12 protein-coding genes and 1 CRISPR repeat array (1 of these 13 only partly in view) are annotated in these 19,065 nt (G+C 64.9%); of the genes, 11 read left to right on the top strand and 1 reads right to left on the bottom strand.

What is annotated here, in order from left to right; translation table 11 throughout:
• Positions 1-81: 81 nt before the first annotated feature.
• The 3 genes from nifJ (at position 82) to nagB (ending at position 5,923) form a co-directional block, all read left to right on the top strand.
• Positions 82-3,693 carry a pyruvate:ferredoxin (flavodoxin) oxidoreductase gene (nifJ, locus tag ACPDIT_RS05330; RefSeq protein WP_423442136.1) on the top strand — a complete coding sequence of 1,204 codons (3,612 nt, stop codon included), beginning with the start codon at positions 82-84 and terminating at the stop codon, positions 3,691-3,693.
• A gap of 75 nt (positions 3,694-3,768) precedes the next feature.
• Positions 3,769-4,779, top strand: coding sequence for a dihydroorotate dehydrogenase-like protein (locus tag ACPDIT_RS05325; RefSeq protein WP_423442135.1), 1,011 nt, complete (start codon positions 3,769-3,771; stop codon positions 4,777-4,779).
• Between the two features lie 343 nt (positions 4,780-5,122).
• Positions 5,123-5,923, top strand: a complete 801-nt coding sequence (gene nagB / locus ACPDIT_RS05320; protein WP_423442134.1) for a glucosamine-6-phosphate deaminase — start codon at positions 5,123-5,125, stop codon at positions 5,921-5,923.
• 12 nt (positions 5,924-5,935) lie between these two features.
• Here nagB and ACPDIT_RS05315 read toward each other — a convergent pair whose 3' ends face one another.
• On the bottom strand, positions 5,936-8,236 hold the full coding sequence (locus ACPDIT_RS05315) for a tetratricopeptide repeat protein (protein ID WP_423442133.1): 2,301 nt from the start codon (positions 8,234-8,236) through the stop codon (positions 5,936-5,938).
• 372 nt (positions 8,237-8,608) lie between these two features.
• Here ACPDIT_RS05315 and ACPDIT_RS05310 point away from each other — a divergent pair, with 372 nt between their 5' ends.
• The 8 genes from ACPDIT_RS05310 (at position 8,609) to cas2 (ending at position 17,282) form a co-directional block, all read left to right on the top strand.
• A complete protein-coding gene (locus ACPDIT_RS05310) occupies positions 8,609-8,869 on the top strand; it encodes a hypothetical protein (RefSeq protein WP_423442132.1) in 261 nt (86 codons plus the stop codon).
• Positions 8,870-9,003: 134 nt separating this feature from the next.
• Positions 9,004-11,229 carry a CRISPR-associated endonuclease Cas3'' gene (locus tag ACPDIT_RS05305; protein WP_423442131.1) on the top strand — a complete coding sequence of 742 codons (2,226 nt, stop codon included), beginning with the start codon at positions 9,004-9,006 and terminating at the stop codon, positions 11,227-11,229.
• A complete protein-coding gene (gene cas5c, locus ACPDIT_RS05300) occupies positions 11,226-12,134 on the top strand; it encodes a type I-C CRISPR-associated protein Cas5c (protein WP_423442130.1) in 909 nt (302 codons plus the stop codon). The genes ACPDIT_RS05305 and cas5c overlap by 4 nt, the downstream gene beginning before the upstream one ends.
• Positions 12,135-12,136: 2 nt before the next feature.
• Entirely contained in the window at positions 12,137-14,059 is a 1,923-nt protein-coding gene (cas8c, locus tag ACPDIT_RS05295; RefSeq protein ID WP_423442129.1) for a type I-C CRISPR-associated protein Cas8c/Csd1, read from the top strand.
• A gap of 21 nt (positions 14,060-14,080) precedes the next feature.
• Complete coding sequence (gene cas7c / locus ACPDIT_RS05290) at positions 14,081-15,067, top strand: type I-C CRISPR-associated protein Cas7/Csd2 (RefSeq protein WP_423442128.1); 987 nt, start codon at positions 14,081-14,083, stop codon at positions 15,065-15,067.
• The gene (gene cas4, locus ACPDIT_RS05285) at positions 15,060-15,815 is read left to right on the top strand and encodes a CRISPR-associated protein Cas4 (protein WP_423442127.1); all 756 of its coding nucleotides are present in this window, start codon (positions 15,060-15,062) and stop codon (positions 15,813-15,815) included. Before cas7c ends, cas4 begins: the two co-directional genes overlap by 8 nt.
• Positions 15,816-15,865: 50 nt before the next feature.
• Positions 15,866-16,972 carry a type I-C CRISPR-associated endonuclease Cas1c gene (gene cas1c / locus ACPDIT_RS05280; protein WP_423442126.1) on the top strand — a complete coding sequence of 369 codons (1,107 nt, stop codon included), beginning with the start codon at positions 15,866-15,868 and terminating at the stop codon, positions 16,970-16,972.
• Between the two features lie 19 nt (positions 16,973-16,991).
• A complete protein-coding gene (gene cas2, locus ACPDIT_RS05275) occupies positions 16,992-17,282 on the top strand; it encodes a CRISPR-associated endonuclease Cas2 (RefSeq protein ID WP_423442125.1) in 291 nt (96 codons plus the stop codon).
• 293 nt (positions 17,283-17,575) lie between these two features.
• Positions 17,576-19,065: direct repeats of the CRISPR family, unit length 37 nt; unit sequence GTCGCCGCGCGTTCACGCGCGCGGCGCGGATTGAAAC; it runs 2,350 nt beyond the window's last position.

The following is a 19,065-nucleotide window of genomic DNA, read 5'->3' as shown; positions in this document are numbered from 1 at the left end:
GCACAGGGCCCCGAGAGCCCGCAGCACAGGGCCTGCTGGGCGGGCCGGCGGCCGGGCCCCGTTTTTCGTTTGGAGCGACCCATGAGCGAAAAGAAATACATGGCGGTGGACGGCAACGAGGCCGTGGCCTACGTGAGTTACCGGCTCAACGAAGTGATGTGCATCTATCCCATCACGCCCTCCTCACCCATGGGCGAGTGGTGCGATCAATGGGCCGCGGAAGGGAAACGGAACCTCTGGGGGACCATTCCCACGGTGGTGGAGATGCAGAGCGAAGCGGGCGCGGCCGGGGCCCTGCACGGGGCGCTGCAGACCGGCGCCCTCGCCAACACCTTCACCGCCTCGCAGGGGCTGCTTTTGAAGATCCCCAACATGTACAAGATCGCGGGCGAACTGCTTCCGACCGTCTTTCACATCAGTGCCCGCACCGTGGCCACCCACGCGCTGTCCATTTTCGGCGATCACAGCGACATCATGGCCGCGCGGGCCACGGGGTTTGCCATGCTGGGCTCGGCCTCGGTGCAGGAGGCCATGGACTTTGCGCTCGTCGCGCAGGCGGCCACCTTCCGCGCCCGGGTGCCGTTTGTGCATTTCTTCGACGGCTTCCGCACCTCGCATGAGGTGCAGAAGATCGAGGTGATTCCCGACGAGGTGATGCTGTCGCTGATGGACATGGAGGCCATCGAGGCCCATCGCCGGCGGGCGCTCTCCCCGGATCACCCGGTCCTGCGCGGCACGGCGCAAAACCCGGATGCCTACTTCCAGGCGCGCGAAGCCTGCAACCCCTTCTATCTGGCCTGCCCGGACATCGTCCAAACCGTCATGGACGAGCTGGCCCGGAAGGTCGGCCGGCAATACCACCTGTTCGACTACGTCGGGGCGCCGGATGCCGAACGCGTGATCGTCTTGATGGGGTCCAGTTGCGAAACGGCCCACGAAACCGTCGACTATCTGGTGGAACGGGGCGAGAAAGTGGGCATCGTCAAGGTGCGGCTCTTCCGGCCGTTCGACATCAAGCGTTTCGTTGCTGCTTTGCCGCCGACGGTACGGGCCATTGCCGTGCTGGACCGCACCAAGGAACCCGGCTCGGCCGGTGAGCCGCTCTATCAGGATTGTCTGGCAGCCCTGCTGGAGGCTCAGCAAAACGGTTGGGCACCTTTCCCGCAAATGCCCCTCGTCGTCGGGGGCCGCTACGGGCTTTCCTCCAAGGAATTCACTCCGGCCATGGTCAAGGCCGTGTTCGACAACCTGGCCGCGGCCCGGCCCAAGAATCACTTCACCGTGGGCATCCACGACGACGTCACCCACACCAGCTTGGACTACGATCCGAACTTCTCCACCGAGAGCGACGACGTCGTGCGCGCCCTCTTTTACGGTTTGGGGGCCGACGGCACCGTGGGCGCCAACAAGAACTCCATCAAGATCATCGGCGAAGAGACCGACAACTACGCCCAGGGTTATTTCGTGTACGACTCCAAGAAGTCGGGCTCCATGACCGTGTCCCACCTGCGTTTCGGTCCACGGCCCATTCGCTCGACGTATCTGATCAGCCGGGCCAATTTCGTGGCCTGTCATCAGCCGGTGTTCCTGGAGCGGTATGACGTGACCGCCCCGTTGGTGGAGGGGGGCACGTTCCTCCTCAACACGCCCTACTCGAAGGAAGAGGTCTGGGATCATTTGCCCCGGGTGGTGCAGGAGGGGCTGATCCGCAAGAAGGCCCGTTTTTACATCATCGATGCCACCAGCGTGGCCCGCGCCAGCGGCATGGGCGGCCGCATCAACACGATCATGCAGGTTTGCTTTTTCGCCCTGGCCGGCGTGCTGCCCCGGGAACAGGCCATCGAGAAAATCAAGGAGGCCATCCGCAAGACCTACGGACGGAAAGGCGAGGAGGTCGTCCGCAAAAACATTCAGGCCGTCGAAAACACGCTGGCCAACCTGCACGAGGTGCCCGTGCCCGACCGCGTCACCAGCACCCGGGAATTGCTGGGCGGCGTGACCCCGGACGCGCCCGATTTCGTGCGGAATGTCCTGGGCAGGCTGGCCCTGGGCCGGGGCGATGAACTGCCGGTGAGCGCCTTCCCGGTGGACGGCACCTTCCCCACCGGCACGGCCCGCTACGAGAAACGCAACATCGCATTGGAAATCCCCGTCTGGGACGAGAAAGTCTGCATTCAGTGCGCCAAGTGCGTGGCCATCTGTCCCCATGCCACCATCCGCATGAAGGTGTACGACGCCAAGTACCTGGAAGGTGCGCCGCCCACCTTCAAGAGCACGGATGCCCGGAACCCGGACTGGAAAGGTCTCAAGTTCACCTTGCAGGTGGCCCCCGAGGACTGCACCGGCTGCGCCCTCTGCGTGGAGGTTTGTCCGGCGCGCAACAAACAGGAGCCCAAGCTCAAGGCCATCAACATGCGTCCGCAGGCCCCGCTGCGGCTCCAGGAACGCGAAAACTGGGAGTTTTTCCTGCGCCTGCCCGATCCCGACCGGCGCACCGTCAAGCTGGGGCAACTGCGCAGTCAGCAGGTGCTGCCGCCCCTGTTCGAATTCAGCGGCGCCTGTGCCGGTTGCGGCGAGACGCCCTACATCAAGATGCTCACCCAGCTGTTCGGCGACCGCCTGCTCATCGCCAATGCCACGGGTTGTTCCTCCATCTACGGAGGGAACCTGCCCACCACCCCGTACACGCAGGATGCCCACGGGCGCGGACCGGCCTGGTGCAACTCGCTGTTCGAGGACAACGCTGAGTTCGGCTTCGGTTTCCGCATCAGTCTGGACAAGCAACGCGAATTTGCCTGCGAACTGGTGCAAAAGCTGGCCCCGGTCTTGGGGGACGATTTCGTGCAGGCCCTGCTCGAGGGCAGCAGGGCCCGGGACGAAGCGGGCATCTACGAGCAACGCGAGCGCGTCGCCGCCCTCAAGGAAAAGCTCAAAAGCCATCCCTCCCCGGAGGCGCGCCTCCTCCTGCCCATCGCCGACACCCTGGTTCACAAGAGCGTCTGGATCATCGGCGGCGACGGCTGGGCCTACGACATCGGCTACGGCGGCCTGGACCATGTGCTGGCCATGAACCGCGACGTCAACGTCCTGGTGCTGGACACGGAGGTTTACTCCAACACCGGCGGTCAGATGTCCAAGGCCACCCCGCGCGGTGCCGTGGCCAAGTTCGCCGCCGCCGGCAAGTCCACCCCGAAGAAAGACCTCGGACTCATCTGCATGACCTACGGCCACATTTACGTGGCCAGCGTGGCGATGGGGGCCCGCGACGAGCACACCCTGCGGGCCTTCTTGGAGGCCGAATCCTACCCGGGTCCCTCGATCATCATCGCCTACAGCCATTGCATCGCCCATGGCATCGCCCTCGACATGGGGGTCGGCGCCCGCCAGCAAAAGCTCCTGGTGGATTCCGGCCAGTGGCTGCTCTATCGCTATGACCCGCGCCGCGCCGCCGCCGGAGAGAACCCGTTGCAGCTCGATTCACCGGCAGCCCGGGCCAAACTCGAAGAATACCTGTTGAGCGAAACACGCTTCAAAATGCTGCTCAAAAGCAAGCCGGAAGAAGCCAAGCGACTGTTCGAACTGGCCCAGAAGGACGCCGAGGCGCGTTGGAAGTTCTTCGCCTACCTGGCCTCGCGCAAGGTCAACGGCAACGGACATGTCGAAGAACCGGTGGCCCCACCGGCCAAGGTTTGAGCGGATTCGCAGGGACGGCTCCGGTGCTGCCGGAGCCGTTCCGAGGTTTGGACCCCCCCGCCCCAACACACGCCTATGGACCTGAAAACCACCTACCTCGGTCTGTCGCTGGAACACCCCCTCGTTCCGTCGGCCGGACCCTTGACCGAGAAACTGGAGGACCTGAAACGCCTGGAGGACGCCGGGGCGTCCGCCGTGGTCCTGCACTCGCTGTTCGAGGAACAACTCCGTGCCGAAAGCGCCGAGCTGGACTATCACCTCTCGCATGGCGTCGAGTCGTACCCTGAGGCCCTGACCTATTTCCCGGAACCCGCCGAATTCCGTCTGGGACCGGAGGATTACCTCGAACTCATCGCCCGCGCCAAACAGGCCCTCCGCATCCCCGTCATCGCCAGCCTCAACGGATCCACCCTGGGCGGCTGGACCGAATACGCCCGCAAAATCCAGCAGGCCGGCGCCGACGCCCTGGAACTGAACATTTACAACATCCCCACCGATCCGGACCAGAGCGCCGAGGAGATCGAAAACACCTACGTCGAGATCGTCCGTGCCGTCCGTGCCGCTGTCAGCATTCCGGTGGCCGTCAAACTCAGCCCCTTCTTCACCAACTTTGCTCACGTGGCCAAACGCCTCGTGGCCGCGGGCGCCAATGGCCTGGTGCTGTTCAACCGCTTCTATCAACCCGACATTGACCTGGAAACCCTCGAGATACGGCCCAATGTGCTCCTCAGCACCCCGATGGCCATGCGCCTGCCCCTGCGCTGGATTGCCATCCTGTACGGCCGCCTGTCCGCCAGTCTCGCCGCCACCAGCGGCGTGCACCGGGCCACCGACGCCATCAAACTGCTCATGGCCGGGGCCGACGTCACCATGATGTGCTCGGCCCTGATCCGGCACGGCCCCCAGCACCTGGCCACCGTCAAACGCGACATGATCGCCTGGCTCGAGGAGCACGAGTACGAGTCCGTCGCCCAGCTCAAGGGCAGCCTCAGCCAAAAGAACTGCCCGGACCCGACGGCCTTCGAACGTGCGCAGTACATGCGCGCGCTGACCACGTATCCGCTGCCTCCCGCCAGGCTGAGTTAGCCGCTGCTCGGTAGCCGCCGCGGTAACGCGGCGGACTTCTGCTGGTGGAATTTCCGCTGACTCTCTTCGGCGGCTACGGAATCCGCGGTAGCCGCCGCCGTCAGGCGGCGGACCTGGACTCCGAGCGCGAACCTCCCGCGGCAGACGGAAGCCATCGCGGGAACCCAGTGGGCGATGGGTTGATCCGCGGAGTTCCGTCGGCGGCCAAGCAAGCGGGCGGCGGCCACGGAGTCGGGATTTGCTCGCCGCCTCTGTCAAGGGAGTCGGCCTGCGCAGCCTTGCTGGCAGGCCGGACGTCTCTTCCGCATCGCAGACCTCCCCGGGTTGTGCTTCCATCCACCCCGTGGAAGTCATCTTGCGCCCGACGGCCGAAGACGCTGCCCGGCTCGTGGCTCACGTGATTGCGCACGAGTTGCGCGCCAATCCGCATCTTGTGCTCGGCCTGGCCACGGGCCGGACCATGGAACAGGTGTACCGCGAACTGGTGCGCCTGCATCGCGAGGAAGGCCTGGATTTCTCCCTCTGCCGGACCTTCAACCTCGACGAATTCGTCGGACTGCCCCCGGACGACCCGCGCTCCTACCGGCATTACATGCGCCGGCACCTGTTCGCGCACGTCAACATCGATCCCCGCAACACGCACCTGCCGGATGGCATGGCGACCGATTGGGAGGCCGAGTGCCGGCGGTACGAGGCCCTCATCCGCCGCGCCGGCGGCATCGACCTGCAACTGCTCGGCATCGGCCGCGCGGGACACATCGGGTTCAACGAACCCCTCTCGGCCCTGCAGTCCCGGACCCGCGTCAAGGCCCTCACCCCCGTTACCATCGAGCAAAACGCTCCCCTCTTCGGCGGAGCCGAACACGTGCCCCGCCGCGCCATCACCATGGGCGTGGGCACCATCATGGAAGCCCGCCGGTGTCTCCTGCTGGCCACCGGCGCGGAAAAGGCCGAAATCATCGCCCGCGCCGTGGAGGGCCCCATCACCAGCATGGTCACGGCTTCTGCGCTGCAGCTGCACCCCCGTTGCACGGTCGTGCTGGATGAAGCGGCCGGCGCGTTGCTTTCCCAAAAGGACTATTACCGCTGGCTCTACGAAAATGAGCCGGAATGGGAGTGGTACCGCACCCATGGATTTGCCTGAGACCGGCGGGGCTCATCTCGGAGGCGGACGCTGCTGCAGCAGGTGATGCGCTCCCGCATGCGCGGGATCCAACTCCAGCACCCGTGCGGCGGCGGCGCGAGCCTCGGCCCATCGCCCGATCCGGGCCAGGACGGTGGCCCGGGCATAGGGAATGCGTGGATCCCGGGGCTCCATGGCTTCCGCCCGGCTCAGGCACTCCAGAGCCGCGCCTTCGCGCCCCATCCCGGCATGAGCCAGCCCGAGATTGTACCACGCCGCTGCATGGCGGGGGTTGAGTTGCGTGGCCCGCTCCAGCGCCTCCGCACTGCGGTCCGGACGCCCGGCCTCGTTCCATGCCAACCCCAGGCGATACCACCATTCCGCCTCCCCGGGCGCCAGCCGACAGGCCTCCTGCAACTGCTCCACCGCCGCTTCCGGTTGTCCGAGCGCGCTGCAAACGACGGCCAATGCGGCCCGCGGGGCAGCCGAATGCGGGTCCCAACGGATCGCGCGGTGCAAGGCCTCCCGCGCCAACTCCCATTGGCCGCGGTCCAACCAGAACAAGCCCTGCAGGAACTGTCCGATGGGTTGATCCGCGTGATGCGCCAGAGAATCCAACAACTCGCGCCCGGCGGGTTGGTTCGTGTCCAACGTCGCCCGGAGCGCCCACGCTGCCGCGATGCGCACGCTGCGTGCCGGATCCACCAGGGCCCTTTCCAGCAACGCCCTCGCGCCTGCTGAACCTCCGGCCAGCCCCTCCTCCAACACCCGCACCGCCGCGGCACGCACCAACGCAGCCGGGTCGTGCAGGCAATTGGACGCCACTTGGAAAACCTTCTCATCCTGCGCTGCGGCGGTGAGAAACCCCAGGAGGACCGCGCGCCAATAGGCGTTGGTTTCCCTCTGCACCCACTCCAGCACCCCGGGCAGGACGGCCGGATCTCCGGCCCGGGCCCCCGCGATCAGTTCGGTACGACGTCGCTCGGGGCGCGCCAACCGGATGCCGTACCACCGTTCCGCATGTTCGAGGGCCCAGGCGGCGCTCTGATTCGTGTGACACCGGTTGCAGGTATTCGGAATGCCGAAACGCACGGTCAGCCACGGATCCGGAATCGTGAAACCGTGATCGTGACGCGGGTGCCGTTGCATGTACACCGTCTGCGGCATGTGACAGGCGACGCACTGATCGCCGGGCGAACCCGGCGGATGCCGGGAATGGGTCGTCACATCCACGGGCGGCGCCCGGTGATGCGCCCCGGGTGCATGGCAGCTCAAACAGAGCAGATTGCCCGGGCGCCGCAGCCGGCCGCTGTGGGGATCGTGACAATCCACGCATCGCACCCCGGCCGCGTGCATTCGGCTCCCCAGAAACGCCGCCCACTCGAAATTCTCCTCCCTGACCTGGCCATCCGGATGGAACACGTCGGATCCATCCACCGTCGCCAGCCGGAAATGGTCCTCGTAGGAATCGCCGGGGCGGAAACGCCCGGTGAGATCCGTGTGGCGCGCGTGACAACTGGCGCACGTCTCCATCTGGCGCCGGGGCGATGTCTTGCGCAGAGTGGGGTCCGGGGATGCGCCCGGCCGTTGTTGCTGCCACAGCACGTGCGCACGCATGGGGCCGTGACAGGCTTCGCATCCCACCCCGCGTTCCGCCATCACCGTGGCATACCCGTCCTGCGCCGGATCGTAATTCTTGCGCACCGCCGTGTTGTGACAGTGCGCGCACATCGAATTCCAGTTCATCCCGCGGCCCGTCCAGTGACCCCACTCGCCCGGCTGACGATCTTCCGCCCCGAAGACATGAAACCATTCCTGCCGTGCCGGGTCGTACGCCAGTTCCGTGACCTGCAGTCGGCCGCCGGGGAAAGGCACGAGATACTGCACCAACGGGCGAACGCCGAGGGCGCGACAGATGGCAAATCGATTCGTGGTGCCCTCGGGACCCTGCACCAGCAACCAAAGACCGTTGCTGGCCACAAACCCCGAGACCTGCGTTCCGTGCGGCAGCCACCGGGGAGGATCGAACGGTTCGCGATCCCGCACCGGATGCAACTCCCGCTCTGCCCGTGCGTGATGCGAGAAATACCACGCGTCGTAGATTTCGCGGTGACACGACTGGCACGCGGCCGAACCCGCGTACGGCGCCAGCGCAACCCTGTCGGCCGCTGACAACCGGGCGGGCGCCTCCGGCGCCCCGGAAGTTGTTCCGGCGAATCGCTCGGGCAGCACCGGCACCAGCAACCATCCAAGAGCGAGGCAGCCCGCCGGCAACCAGCGCCACCCGCCGCTGGCCCGCCTCCTCTCCTGATCCTCATGCCCCGGACGTCGCATCCGCTGCGCCGAAGAGTCGGCCTTGCCACGGCCGTGCTGCTCCGCGGCGTTCCACCTTACGGCCCGCGCGGGTGCTTTTCCAAGCCCGGGGGTGAAGATTCATGCCGCGGGAACGATCCGATTCCTTTGCCCCTGCTCGCGGCTGCGCAAATGTTCCTGCGCGGTTTCTGGGCGCGGCCCCGGGCGGAACGACCGCGCCCGCGGCGGGAGTGAGCGCGGTTGCTCTGGGGTGCTCGGCCAGCAAATCCGCTGACGGTGCGCTCCCTGCCCGCGACCGTTTTCCGGCGCGGCCCAGGAGCCCCGCTGACACGAGAAAAATTTTTTTGAGCCTACCCCAGTATTTGACCGACCCCCTGAGGTAGGCTCGGAGGCATGAAAATGCGAAAACGATGGTTGGGAATGTGGAGTTGGCACCCGCGTGTGATTGCGTGTTGGGGCACTGCAAAGCTCGTGCGCGAGCCCGATGGACGATATCGCCTCCACGGCGGCACGCCCGCCGACCGCCAGGCCGCCCTGGAATGGATCTCCTTCTTTCTCCACGAAGCGTTGGTGGCGGTGGAGCACGGGAGGCGGGCGCACTCGAGCACCGCCTCCTCTTGGGCGAAGGTTGACAACGTGCGGAACCTTTCCTAATCAACCTGTTGTACATGGCGGCCAGGGGAGACAACCCGGCCACGGACCGCCCGGCACCTCGCGGGGCTGCCGGCGGATTGCGCAGTTTCAGCCTCTCGGTTCCCGAACCCCCCGTCTATTATGCGCACACCGCCGTGGACGCCGAGGGACGGCCGTTGCCCGAGAGCTCCGGACGCTGGCAGCCGCTGGCCGACCATCTTCGCAACGTGGCGGCCCTGGCCCGCCGGTTCGCCGAACCGCTCGGCCTGGCCGCCGAGGCCGAACTGGCCGGGCTGCTGCATGATCTGGGAAAATACCGGCCAGAGTTCCAGGCCTACCTCCGGGGCGAACGCGCCGGCAGCAACGAAACGCAGCATGCCGTCTTCGGTGCGTCGTGGGCTTGGGCGGCGGAGTTGGTGGCCGCGCCGTGCGCCGTCGCCGGCCATCACGCTGGACTTCACAACCGCCACGAGCTGGAACCCAATGTCACCAAGCCGCAAGTGACAAGCGCGGTCCAGACGCTCGTCGAAAGACTCCAAACTGAACTCGGCCCGCTGCCAAAACCTCCCGGAATCCCCGCTTTTCTGGAAAACTCTGCCCAACCCGAACTCGCCGCGGACGTTTACGTCCGCTTCCTCTTCTCTTGCCTCGTGGATGCTGATCGGCTCGACACCGCGCACTGGCCCGACCCGGTGCCGGAGGATCGTCCTCTCGACGCTTCCGCGCTTCTCGCCCGCGTGTTGGAGGAGCGCGACCGTAAGCAGGCCGCTAATCCCAACAGTCCCCTCGCCGTGCTGCGCAACCGCGTTTTCGACCGGTGCCTCGCCGCCGGCGCAGAGCCGCCCGGTTTCTTCTCGCTCACCGTCCCGACCGGCGGGGGCAAGACGCTTGCCTCGATGGCCTTCGCCCTCGCGCACGCCCGGGAGCACGGGCTGCGGCGCGTTATCGTCGTCATACCCTACCTTTCCATCATCGAGCAAAACGCTGCCGAATACCGCCGCATCCTCGGCGATGACGTCGTGGCCGAACTGCACTCTGCCGTGGAACCGCCCGCCGACGTTTCCGAGCAGGAAAAAGACCGCCTCGAGCTTGTCGCAGAAAACTGGGACGCGCCGATCATCGTCACCAGCTCGGTTCAATTCCTCGAAACGCTCTTCGCCGCGTCGCCTGCGCGCTGTCGCAAGCTCCACCGCATGGCACGCTCGGTGGTCATCTTTGACGAAGTGCAAACGATGCCCTTGCACCTGCTTGCGCCCACGTTCAGCGTCCTGCGCGAGCTGCAGCGCAACTACGGCGTGAGCTTCATATTCAGCTCCGCAACCCAGCCCGCGTTCCGCAAGTCCCCCAGCTTGCCTGACGGCTTCGGCCCGGACGAGCTCCGACCAATTCTGAGCGAAGCCGAACAGCGTGAAATCTACCGTGCACTGCGCCGCGTCCGCTACCACCTCCCCAGGCGTAACGAGCACGGCCGACCTGAATCCCTTGACTGGCCTGCTCTGGCAGAACGTTTGGCCGCTACGCCCCAGGTGCTCTGTGTCGTCAACCTTACCCGCCACGCTGCCATGCTGTGGGAGGAACTCTGCGGCCGCCTGCCGGAACGCGAACGTCCCATCCACCTCTCTGCGGCCATGTGCCCGGCCCACCGGCTGGCGCTCATCTATCTCATCAAGCGCCGTCTCAAATCCGGCCAGCCCTGCCGTGTCGTGTCCACGCAACTCATCGAAGCCGGCGTGGACGTGGATTTTCCGGTCGTCTGGCGTGCGTTCGGCCCGCTGGATGCCATCGTGCAGGTCGCCGGCCGCTGCAATCGCGAAGGCCGTCTGGCCGCTGGCGAAATGCACGTTTTCCAACCCGTCGAAGCCAAGCTTCCCGGCTTCCTTTACGAAGCCGCCGCCGGCCAGGCCGCGATCCAACTCGACCGCCTCGCGTCGCGCGGTGATGTTGAGGAACTGCTCGCTACCGACCCCACTGTCTTTGCCGAATACTTCCAGGCCCTCTGGCAAAGCGTCCCAACGGACAAGAAGAACATTCAGGAAGATCGAAAGCAGCTGCGCTTCCGCACCGTGGCGCATAATGCCAAGGTCATCGACGATGACAGCCGCCCGGTGATCGTGCCCATCGGCAAGGCCCGGCGCATCATCCGCGAACTACGCGACCGGCAGGACCGGCCCGGCCACCCGCGCTTCACCCGGGACGACCTCCGCCGTCTTCAGCGTTTCATGGTGAACGTGCGCTCGCACCGCTTTCGCGAGCTCAAAGCTCGGCAACTCATCCGCCCTTTGCTGCCGAACCTCGACCTCTTCGTCCTCAATGAGGGGCTTTACCACCGCGACCTCGGCCTTGTAATCGAGCACCGCCCGCTGGAAGACTTCTTACTATGAGACCACACAACCGCATCACCCTCCGGGTCTGGGGCGATTTCGCCTGCTTCACCCGCCCCGAAATGAAAGTCGAACGCGTCAGTTACCCGGTTATGACGCCCTCCGCCGCGCGCGGCATCCTCGAAGCCATCTTCTGGGAGCCGCAGATGTTCTACCTCATTGACACCATCCACGTCGTCAAACGCGGCAGATGGGTCTCCTTCCGGCGCAATGAGGTCATCAAGGTCATCAGCCTCGACAGCGCGAAGACCTGGATGAAAGAGCCAGAAAAGACGACGCCCATCCAGGCGGGTGGCGGTGCGGATGACGGTACCCAGCGGAACATGCTTGCCCTGCAGGACGTCGAATACCTCATCACTGCAGAAGTCCGCACCACACCACTCGCCGACCGGCCGGAGGACAAATGCGAGAAGTACCTCGACGAAATCGAGCGCCGTGCCCGCAGCGGCAAATGCTTCCACCGCCCCGGATTGGGCATGCGAGAATTCGCCGCCGACTTCGAGTGGGAGGACAACGCCGAAGCCGCCTACGAACGCCGCCTCGCCGAACTGCGCGACGAAGCCCGACGCGCGTCCCTGCCCGAACCGCAGCCGATGACCGAGGACCTCGGACTCATGCTCTATGACGTCTTCGATCCCCGCGAACGCGCCCAAGGCTTCCGCTGGTTGCGGCCCGACGAAATCGCCGCCCGCGAGCGCGAGTTTGAAGCCTCACTCGCCGGCTTGACAAAAGGCGAGCAGACCAAGCGCCGCAAAGAATTCGCCGCCAACCCGCCGCGCTGGTCCCGCCCGCCCATTCAACCCCGCGCCGCCTTCTTCCACGCCCGCGTGCATCATGGAGTCATGCGCTGCCACCCCGAAGACCCCGAAGTGAAGATCCTCTTCCCCAGCAAAGGAGGACGCTGACCATGCTGCTCAAACATCTCTACGACTTCGCCCAGTCCAGAAAGCTGCTGGATGATCTCGCGTTCGCACTCAAACCCGTTCGCTGGCTTATTCACCTTGATCAAAACGGGAATCTGTTAGGCCAAGGACCGCAGGAAACCGAAGGCCAACGAAAGAACAAGGGGCGAGAATACAAGGTGCCCAAGACCAGCCGTGCCACGAATTCCGGCACAGTCGCCGATTTTCTTGTGGACGACATCGGGGCCATCTTTTGCCTCAGCACCAAGCCTGGCGAACCGCCAAACGAACGCGCCGCGGAGAAGCTGAAGCAAAAGCACCAAGACTTCTGGCGGCAAATCGAAGAGGCAAAGGAAGCAACAGGGGATGCCAGATTCGAGGCATTGTTGCGCTTCAAGAAATCTCTGGCTGGAGGTCCACCTACCTTTCTGCGTTTGAACGACGAGGGCACAGGGTGGCTGGTTCGCACTGCCAATGGAATCGAAAAGCCGCTCGGAGACGACCTCTTCAGTTTCGTAGTGTCCGGCAAAGGGGCGGAACCGCTGTTCGAAGACGAAACCGTTCGTGACCACTGGAGAAAGGTTTTCGCCGTCGAGATGCAGAACGCTGAGCAGGAAGCGGAGCGCGGTCTGTGCTTGGTGACTGGTGAGCTTGACGTGCCTCTTGCCCGGACTCACACACCAATGGTCACCGGCTTGCCCAAGCCCGCGAAAGGCACCGGCGCCGGAATCGTTGGCTTTGAAAGCCCGTCATTCCGGTCTTATGGCTTCGAGAAGAGCTACAACGCGCCTACATCCATAGCCGCTTCAAAGGGTTACCTGTTGGCCCTTCAGTTCCTGAGCAAGCATCAAGATCACTGGCTTTCGCTCGGTCCGGCGTGGCTTTGCTTTTGGGCGGTTGAATCGGAGCAGGCATCCAGTCTCTTTGCACGGCTGCTTCGGCGACCGGACCCGCTTACGGTCCGGACGTTCATGTCGTCACCGTGGAGCGGGCTGGAGAAGCCACCACCGGCGACCGATAAGTTCATTGCCATCACCCTGACGGCAGCCGGACCGCGCATTGTCATCAAGGACTGGCTTCAGATGCCCCTGGTCGATGCCGCAGAGAATTTTCGAAGGTGGTTCCAAGATCTGACGATTGGCGATGACGCCGATACGCCCCGGACGCCCGTCGCTGACGAAGAACAGCCCGCCCCTTTGGCCGTTAGGCGGTTGGCCGGTTGCGTGGCACCGCTGACGCTCAAGGACGGACGCTTGGTGCCGGATTACGAGGTGTTGCAACCTGACATTGCCGCCCAACTCTACCGTGCCGCCCTCGAAGGCACCGCACCCTCGATTTCCCTCATCAAACCCATCCTCGATCAACTTCACTCCAAACTCGTTGGCGATAAAAACTATCAACTCGTTTACGACCAGAGCCGCTTCGCGCTGCTCAAACTCATCCTCAACCGCAACCGAAAGGCAAACACCATGACCATCGAACCCAAACTCATTCATGACACCGACGACCCGGCTTACAACTGCGGTCGCCTGCTCGCCATCCTTGCCGCAGCCCAGGACAAGGCGCATGAGTACAAACTCGAAGGCCCGGGCGTGGCCGAGCGTTATTTCGGCACCGCCTCGGTCTCCCCCGCCAGCGTTTTCCCGCTCCTGTTGCGCTTGAACCGGCATCACCTCAACAAAATCGCGAAGTCCGAGCGCTTCGCCGGTCACGAGCGCTTCATCAGCGAGCAAATCCAGCAGGTGCTGACACTTTTCAAACCCGAGAAACCCGGCCAGCCGCCGGCTTTCCCGCGCACTCTCGATCTCCAGGCCCAGGGCCGGTTCGCCCTTGGCTTCTACCAGCAACAAGCAGCCGACGTTGCCGCACGTCAGGCCGCCCAAGCCCAGAAAAACAACAGTTCAACATCCAACGCCGAAACCACCTAACCGATCCGCATGAACACAGTCATGAACAACAACATCCTCACCAATCGTCACGACTTCCTGCTCCTGTTTGAAGTCGTCAATGGCAACCCCAACGGCGATCCCGACGCCGGCAACCTGCCGCGCCTCGATCCCAACACCAACCGCGGCATCGTCTCCGACGTCTGCCTCAAGCGGAAGGTGCGCAACTACGTCGAACTCTTCCCGCCCAAACGCGTGAGCGACGCCGCCAACGGCTACAACATCCTCATCAAGCAAGGTTCTGTGATTGAACGAGCCCAGCAGGATGCGATCAAGGCAGCCAAAGACGAAGGCTCCATCGCCGGGTCTTCGCACGCTGAACGTGCCAAGAACTGGCTCTGCCGCGAGTTCTACGATGTGCGCACCTTCGGTGGCGTTCTCTCCACCGGCGACGACGTCTTGAAAGGCTCCGCTTACGGTCAGGTGCGAGGTCCGGTACAGTTCACCTTCGCCCAGTCCTTCCACCCCATCACGCCCTTGGAGGTCACCATCACCCGCTGCGCCGTGACCAAAGAGGAAGATGCCGGAAAAGAACGGACCATGGGCAACAAACACATCGTCCCCTATGCCCTTTACGCCGCAAAGGGCTACGTGTCACCTGCCTTCGCCGAGCGCACCGGCTTTACCAACGCGGACCTCGAACTGCTCTTTCAGGCCCTCCTGAACATGTTTGAGCACGACCGCTCCGCTGCCCGCGGCGAAATGATCGTGCGCGGTCTCTACGACTTCGAGCACGTCGGCACGCAGCACCCCAACAACGCCGAGCAGAACAAAAAGGAAGCCCGGCTCGGCTGCTACCACGCCCACAAGCTCTTCGAGGGGATCAAGGTCACCCTGCGCGAAGGCAGGGCCTTCCCCGAATCCTTCGCCGACTACGAGGTCAAATGCGAATGGACCGAGCAGAACCTGCCCAGAGGGATTGTTCTTCACCTCCGCCACGAAATCGGCCCGGACGGCAAACACCGCACCATCGGCCCCAAACATGGTTGACGTGACCGGTCCATTGCCGGCGCGGATCCCTTCTGGTGGAGAGCGGGAGTTCATCCCGCTCTCCGCCGTCAATCAATACCTGTTTTGCCCTCGCCGAGCAGCGCTGATTCACCTCGAGGGTATTTTCAAAGACAACGAGCACACCCTCCGCGGCGACATCGTCCATGAGCACACCGACCTGGCCGGCTACGAGGTCGCCCGGGGCGTCCTGCTCTGGCGCGCCCTGCCGGTGTGGTCCGAACGGCTCGGCCTTTCCGGCCGGTGCGACATCGTGGAGGTTGAGCTGCGCTCGACCCCGGCGTCTCCGAACGCCGAACTGCCGAACCTGAAATCGGACGCCATCGCCGCCCTGAAACCGGTGGAATTCAAGCTGGGGAAACGACGCCGTTTCGAAAACGACGACGCCCAGCTCTGCGCCCAGGCCCTGTGCCTCGAGGAAATGTTCGGCATCCCCGTCCCCCGCGGCGCCATCTTCCACGCCGACAGCAAACGCCGCCGCGAGGTCGAGTTCACCCCCGAACTGCGCGCCGCCACCGAACAGGCCGTGGCCGAGTTGCACGCACTCTTCGCGGCCTTCCACAGCCGCGGTCCCAACACCCCGATGCCCAAACTCCCCGCCGCCGTCTGGCGGCCGGCCTGCGAGGAATGCTCCCTCTTCGACCTCTGCCTCCCCCGCGCCGTCGCGGAACCCCGTCGTTCCGAGCGGCTGCTCCGCGACCTGTTCGAGACGCACGATCCGAAAAGCTGAAACGCACGCTGACCCATCGCTTCCACCCCGAACCCGCAAAGCACCCGACCGTGGACGTTGCCCAGAACACCCTCTACCTGACCACCCCCGGCAGCTACGTTGCGCGGGATCACCTTACCCTGCGGGTGGAAGTTCCGGTGTACCCGGAGGATCTTCCCCCCGAAGAACGCGTCCGCGAACGCGCCTCCGACTGGAGGAAGGTCTCCATCCCCATTCACCACCTCGAATCCATCTGCGTGTTCGGCTCCAGTACCATCAGCCCTCCGGCCCTGCAGCTCTGCTGGGAACAGGGCGTGGCTGTCAACTTCCTGAACGACCTTGGCCAACTGCAGGCTCGCAGCGTGGGCGTGCCCGACACCAGCGTCACCCTGCGCCGCACCCAGTTCCGCGCGGCGGATGACCCGGGCCGCTGCGCCTCCATTGCCCGCCAGATCATCGCCGGCAAAATCCAAAACGCGCGCAACAGCCTTTTGCGGGCCGCCCGGGAATCCGATCACCCCCGGGAGCAACAGCGCCTCGGCCAAACGACCGAAGCCCTCGCCGCCCACCTCCGGGCCCTGGGGCAATGGCCGCAAGACCAGCTCTGCCGGCCCGACGCCCTCGATCGCCTGCGCGGCGTCGAGGGGCAGGCCGGCGCCCTGTACTTCAACGACTTCTCGCTCATGCTCAAACAACAACGCGACGCCTTCACCTTCATCACCCGCAGTCGCCGCCCGCCCCGCGACCGCATCAACTGCCTGCTTTCGTTCCTCTACGCGCTGGTCCGCCACGACTGCGTGGCGGCCCTCACCAGCGTGGGACTCGATCCCTTTGTGGGCTTCCTCCATGCCGAGCGACCCAACCGACCCGCCCTGGCCCTCGACCTCATGGAAGAATTCCGACCCTGGCTTGCCGACCGTCTCGCCCTCACCCTCATCAACCGTCAACAAATCGGCCCGGAGGACTTCGTTCAGCGCGACGGTGGCGCCGTCGAACTCACCGACGCCGGTCGAAAACGCATCCTCAAGGCCTACCAGGAACGCAAGCAGCAACGGCTCACCCATCCGCTCCTGGATCAGGAGTTCCGGATTGCCCAGATTCCATTCGTTCAGGCCCGCATCCTCGCACGCCACTTGCGGGGCGACCTGCCCGACTACGTTCCCTTCGTGCCCAGATAACCCCCGGCCCACCACCGCCATGCTTGTCCTCATTACCTACGACGTCTCCACCGCCGAAAAGGCGGGTCTGGCCCGCCTGCGCCGCGTCGCCCGCGCCTGCCAGGATTACGGTGTGCGCGTCCAAAAGAGCGTCTTCGAATGCCTGGTCGGGCCCAGAGAATGGACGGAACTACGACACCGACTTCTGCAGGAGATCGATCCAAACCAGGATTCCTTGCGCTTTTACTTCCTGGATGAGGCTGCCAGGACCCGCATCGAGCATCACGGGGTGGACAAGCCCCTCGATCTTGCCGAGCCCCTGATCTTTTGATTCTCATCACCCACGGGCGTGAGCGCGCGTGCTGTCAGAATCCGGGACGGCAGCCTGTTGGTTGCGTGCAGGGACACGCACGGGTGGCCCGGGCAGGTCCGGAAGCAAGCGGTGGCGCGAACCCTCAGTGACGGCCTACCCCCTGCCGGTTCGCGAGATCCGATTTCGGGCCGTGCCACGGCCATCAGCGAGCGCTCCTTGACAGTTTTTGAAGAACCTTTCCTCATGAATGGGGAGGGTTCGCGACATTCTGCCCGGAACCTCTTGGGCTGGAGGTTGTTGGGCCTGCCAGAGTCGCCGCGCGTTCACGCGCGCGGCGCGGATTGAAACGCGCTGTGGCGGGCGCGGGTGCAGATGTCTCGTAGGGTCGCCGCGCGTTCACGCGCGCGGCGCGGATTGAAACGAAGCACTATGTCGCCAACGTACACGCTGCCGGGGGTCGCCGCGCGTTCACGCGCGCGGCGCGGATTGAAACCTCCTTGTACCACGCGACCCACGCGCGCGTGGTAGTCGCCGCGCGTTCACGCGCGCGGCGCGGATTGAAACCTGGAGGCTCCTGGGGCCTATGGTAGGCTCGCTAGTCGCCGCGCGTTCACGCGCGCGGCGCGGATTGAAACTGAGTGCATGACGCTTTCCATCGCGCTGGTGGCGGGTCGCCGCGCGTTCACGCGCGCGGCGCGGATTGAAACTTCGATGGCCGTTACGATCGCCACGTAACCCTTGGTCGCCGCGCGTTCACGCGCGCGGCGCGGATTGAAACTGGCAGCGAGAAGCTGATGGTGACGCTGGGCGTGGGTCGCCGCGCGTTCACGCGCGCGGCGCGGATTGAAACCGGGACTTCGCCCAAGACCTGTTCGACCTCGGCCCGTCGCCGCGCGTTCACGCGCGCGGCGCGGATTGAAACACCCCATTCCCGGAAACCCAGAATCCGGTCTCAGTCGCCGCGCGTTCACGCGCGCGGCGCGGATTGAAACTCGAAGACACCGGTGAGAAGAACGAACCGGGTGGGTCGCCGCGCGTTCACGCGCGCGGCGCGGATTGAAACACGCGGTGTTCCGTGGGATTGCGCAGGCAGTGAGTCGCCGCGCGTTCACGCGCGCGGCGCGGATTGAAACCGCCCAAATCACCGGCCTCATCTCGAAGGAGCCGGTGTCGCCGCGCGTTCACGCGCGCGGCGCGGATTGAAACTCGGCGGTTGCGGCCCTTGAGAATCAGGGATTTGCGCGTCGCCGCGCGTTCACGCGCGCGGCGCGGATTGAAACAGGCACCGCAACGAGATGGGCAAGCCGTTGACGGAAGTCGCCGCGCGTTCACGCGCGCGGCGCGGATTGAAACATGATCTGCAGGGCTCTGGAGGCGGAGGTTCGTCGTCGCCGCGCGTTCACGCGCGCGGCGCGGATTGAAACTCATGTCCTGATGCGCAGTTCATCAGTCGGGACACGTCGCCGCGCGTTCACGCGCGCGGCGCGGATTGAAACGCGATATGGTTGACCGTGCCCGACTGCCATTACGTGTCGCCGCGCGTTCACGCGCGCGGCGCGGATTGAAACCGATTTGCCAAGGGACGCCGCAAATGCGCGCATGGTCGCCGCGCGTTCACGCGCGCGGCGCGGATTGAAACTCATGGATCTTGAGATCTATGAGATGCGGGCCCAGTCGCCGCGCGTTCACGCGCGCGGCGCGGATTGAAACTAGCTTGCGCACTTGATCAGCAATTTCGCGCAGGCGTCGCCGCGCGTTCACGCGCGCGGCGCGGATTGAAACTCCAACGTTGCCACGGCGC

Source organism: Limisphaera sp. VF-2 (assembly GCF_049537125.1).
Classification (GTDB): domain Bacteria; phylum Verrucomicrobiota; class Verrucomicrobiia; order Limisphaerales; family Limisphaeraceae; genus Limisphaera.
Note: the sequence above shows the minus strand (reverse complement) of the source record. Positions and strands in the feature narration are given on the sequence as shown.